At 59.4% G+C, this 3,700-nt stretch carries 5 protein-coding genes; 3 read left to right on the top strand and 2 right to left on the bottom strand.

What is annotated here, in order from left to right; all coding sequences use genetic code 11:
• Both VGI36_13605 and VGI36_13600 read left to right on the top strand, forming a co-directional pair.
• Nucleotides 1-847: hypothetical protein (locus VGI36_13605; protein HEY2486181.1), on the top strand; the 847-nt coding region annotated here is incomplete at its 5' end.
• A gap of 42 nt (nt 848-889) precedes the next feature.
• Nucleotides 890-1,165, top strand: coding sequence for a hypothetical protein (locus VGI36_13600; GenBank protein ID HEY2486180.1), 276 nt, complete (start codon nt 890-892; stop codon nt 1,163-1,165).
• A gap of 48 nt (nt 1,166-1,213) precedes the next feature.
• On the opposite strand, the gene VGI36_13595 is transcribed toward VGI36_13600, so the two are convergent.
• Nucleotides 1,214-1,774: a GNAT family N-acetyltransferase gene (locus VGI36_13595; protein HEY2486179.1), complete on the bottom strand. Its 561-nt coding sequence runs from the start codon at nt 1,772-1,774 to the stop codon at nt 1,214-1,216.
• A 425-nt stretch (nt 1,775-2,199) separates the two neighbouring features.
• Here VGI36_13595 and VGI36_13590 point away from each other — a divergent pair, with 425 nt between their 5' ends.
• On the top strand, nt 2,200-3,123 hold the full coding sequence (locus tag VGI36_13590) for an NAD(P)H-binding protein (protein HEY2486178.1): 924 nt from the start codon (nt 2,200-2,202) through the stop codon (nt 3,121-3,123).
• Between the two features lie 146 nt (nt 3,124-3,269).
• On the opposite strand, the gene VGI36_13585 is transcribed toward VGI36_13590, so the two are convergent.
• Nucleotides 3,270-3,700, bottom strand: a 431-nt coding sequence (locus VGI36_13585; GenBank protein HEY2486177.1) for a hypothetical protein, incomplete at its 5' end; no start/stop codon positions are given.

The raw sequence follows: 3,700 nt of genomic DNA, 5'->3' as shown, positions 1-3,700 counted from the left end.
TCGGGGGCCGAGAGTGACCCGGTTTGCCGCGTGTTTTCTGCTGGTGTTCGGTGAACTGGCGTTTGGCGGAATCTTCGCCCTCTCGATTCCGCCGTTCTTCAAGATCGAGCGCGGATTCTATAAGTCAACCGCGAGCGTCTACCTGGGCGCAGGCCTGGTCACGGCGATAGGCTTCTCGTGGTTGGCGATTCGAGGCACTGCCACCACTCACCCAACCCCGGGCACGCTGTGGAGCGCCGCGGTGTCGTGGCTGGTATTTTCCGCCGCCTGCGCCATTTACTTGGCGACCTTGTGGGGCGAAGGCGGGCGGCTGCGGGCGCGCTCGTATAGCGCAACTCTCCTGATCGGGTTGGTAGCGGTGGTTGCGAATTCGATTCTTCTCAAACCCTCTGATTTTGGCGCGATAGCTGCAGTCCTTTATGGCCTGACTGCCGTCACCTCGTCGCTCGTCCTTGGATTGGTGAGCGGCGCCATGATGTTCGGTCACTGGTACCTAATCGATCCTAATCTCCCGGTGGAGTATTTGCGCAGTTTTGTGCGTGTACTGGCTGCCGCTCTCATCGCCGACCTCGCCGCTCTGGGCGGTGCCCTCGTCGTGCTGGCCGCTGTCGGCGGGACGGCTGGTGCCGCTGTGCTTGGCCTGGTTGATTCTCATCCGGGGCTGCTGCTTTCGCGTACGCTTCTGGGGCCCGTCGCCACGCTGACCCTCACCTGGATGACCTGGCAGACGCTCAAGGTCCCACAAACCATGGCGGCCACCGGCCTGCTCTACATAGCCGTGATGTCGGCGTTGGTCGGCGAGATGCTCGGACGGTTCATATTGTTTCGGACCGCGGTACCCTTCTGAGATGGCTTTTCCGCGCTGCGTGCGGATGCTACTTCATCAGGCGTGGCCGACGAATACGACAGCGAGCGATTTCCTGGCAATTTCTACCAGGGCATGATCTTCAAACTCGATCGCGCGCGCGGCCACGGTACCCTGCGTTCGCACAGCGGCCGCGAGTTCGAATTTGTGTTTCCCTTCGTGCACGTGGTGGGGGCAAAGATAGGCGGACGGATGCCCGGAATCGATCTGCTGCACGAAGGTGACGTTGTCGGCTTCGACGTGGGCTGGACCTCCAAAGGACTGCGCGTCACCACCATCTCGCCGCAGCAACCTCACTAAGGTCTGGATCGTTCAGACGTGCTGTTCGAGCCGGCCGCTCCGGTTGGCTCATTCGCGCTGGGCATCGTCGATGCGCATCAAGAGGTGCACTACCCCGTGTTCATGTGTGGCTTGCACCTTGAACCCGCTCGCAGCAATCACGTCGAGCATGTGAACGTTGTCGCCGAGGACGTCGGCTTCGAACTCCCTGATTCCCTTGCGTCGCGCAATGCCGCTCAGATGGACGAGGAGCAGTGTGCCGATGCCGCGTCCCTGGTGTTTATCTATCACGGAAAAGGCTGCTTCGCCGCGCTCCTTCGAAGTGCGAAAGTAACGCCCGATACCTACAATGTGTTCGCGGCCCTCCTCGCTGACAATCGCCACTATCCCCACATGTTGGTCGAAATCCAGCTCGGTAAAACGCCGCAGGTCCTCATCGCTCAGTTCGCGTTTGTAAGCCATGAACCGATGATACACCGACTCAGAGCTCAGGCCCCGAGCATGCTCACGCAGGCGTTCCTTGTCGTCGGGCCGGATTGCGCGGATCACGATCGCCCCACCATCGCGGACGGTGTCCTCCACCCGATACGAAGCTGGATTGAAATCAGAGGGCAACCGAGTTTGGCTCATGGTCCTCTCCAATATCGTTTCTGGTTCACCATTTTCTCGCTTCGGCTAAATGGAATCGAGTCCGGACACACCGCGCACAATCGGGCTCGGGCGTATCGGCGCCGAAAATGTCTATCCCCCCGGACTACTGCCGTCGAATGCGAGGAACAAGCAGACTCCGCGGTTTCATGTAATGAACTCCCAACCGAGCAGCTCGGGAAACAGTCCAGCAGGGTTGAGCTCTCGCCCGCCTCGCATGGATAAGACGGTCGAGGTGCCGGGGTCATGGGATCCATGCCCGCGCGACGATCGTCTTATGTGGTCCACACTTACAGGAAACGTCGCGCCGCTTGGAATCGCGCCCTACCCGACCCTTTACTAACGGTTAGGGACACATTCAGGATGGTCGAGGCGCCAGCAACATCAACGCGGGAGGAAATGATCGCATGGCCACCGACAGCCCAATACTAGTCACAGGTGCGGCCGGCCGGGTAGGCGGCATCGGACGTGAGGTCGTCGAGCGCCTGCGCAAGCGAGGCCTACCGGTCCGCGCGCTGGTTCATCGAGAGGATGAGCGTGCGGTGGGACTGCGCGAAACCGGTGCCGAGGTCGTTGTTGGCGACCTGACGGCGCCTAGTGATGTTGCTCGAGTGATGGAGGGTTGTCGGCGTATCTACTTTGGTATGAGCGTGTCGTCGTCCTACCTCGAGGCGACAGTCATCGCGGCCGCGGTTGCACGCGAGCAGGGTGACATTGAAGCGTTCGTCAACATTTCACAGATGACCGTATCGCAGATGAGCCTGACCAACATGACGGACTCTCGGCAGCAGCGCCTGCACTGGCTAGCCGAACAAGCGTTGAATTGGTCGCGACTCCCAGTCGTGCACGTTCGCCCGACGGTGTTTCTGGAAAATCCTTTCTTTATGAACCTGGCCGCCCGGTCGATAGCGAAGGACGATTCGATCCGGTTGCCATTCGGTGTCGGGCGAACATCGCCCGTGGCCGCAGTCGATGTGGCTGAAGTTGTTGCCACAATTCTCGCCGACTCTCCCGCGCACGTCGGTAAAGTCTACGAGCTGACGGGACCGAAGTCGCAGGACATGACAGGTGTCGCCCGAGAATATTCGAGCGCGCTCGGCCGCAAGATCACATATGTGGATGTGTCACTGGAGCTGTGGCGCGACTCGGACCTGCGAAATCTTAAGTTACCTGAGCACGTCTTCGAACACTTACTTACTATGGCCCGTCTCCATGCAGCCAATCGGTACGATCGGTGCACTCGCGACGTGGAGGCGGTCACCGGACGTCCGCCCACGTCCATCAGCGAATTCGTGGCCAAGCACGCCGAGTTGTTCGCGCGAAACCTTTAATCCAAGGCACCTACGCAAGCTCGGCGCTATTGAGCTTTATCTTAGGGTATGAGGATTTACTATTTCATCCTTAGAACTGTCCCTATTGGCGCAATCGCGTCGCATCAGGCGCAATTCAACAAAAGCAACACTAAGCTGCCGTCCAACTACTTTTGAGCGCCAGGTGAGCGGATTCTCCCCCATTCGACTCGCGTCTGCACCGAGAAAGTCAAAGTGCCGTCGCTTGCGAAGGGCGTAAGAACTTTTCTCAGTCCTTCATCGAATTGCGGCGATGCTTTCTCGCCAAGATGGTCCTCAGACCACGTCGACCGAGAGTGCTCACACCTTAAGAAATCCGTGATGTTCTGCGCCACTAAGACTGGATTGCTAATCACCGTGCCCACGCTTTCAAAGGTTGGATGGTCGAGTATCGGTTGCCGCAGCCGCTGACTCGCAGTGGCCCACCATTTAGGCCGCTCCCCTTCGATGCTCTCCAGGAAGTCCAGCATGAATCGCGTCGCCTCCCCTTCCCAGGGCGGGTCGATCGGCGCATCACCATCGAGCACGGCCAGAAAAGCTCCGTCTGCCAGACTTTCCT

This window comes from Candidatus Binataceae bacterium (genome assembly GCA_036495685.1).
Classification (GTDB): domain Bacteria; phylum Desulfobacterota; class Binatia; order Binatales; family Binataceae; genus JAFAHS01.
Note: the sequence above shows the minus strand (reverse complement) of the source record. Positions and strands in the feature narration are given on the sequence as shown.

Excerpts from the sequence above, each read along its gene's own strand:
- VGI36_13595 (HEY2486179.1), bottom strand. The coding sequence starts at position 1,774 with ATGAGCCAAACTCGGTTGCCCTCTGATTTCAATCCAGCTTCGTATCGG.
- VGI36_13590 (HEY2486178.1), top strand. The coding sequence starts at position 2,200 with ATGGCCACCGACAGCCCAATACTAGTCACAGGTGCGGCCGGCCGGGTA.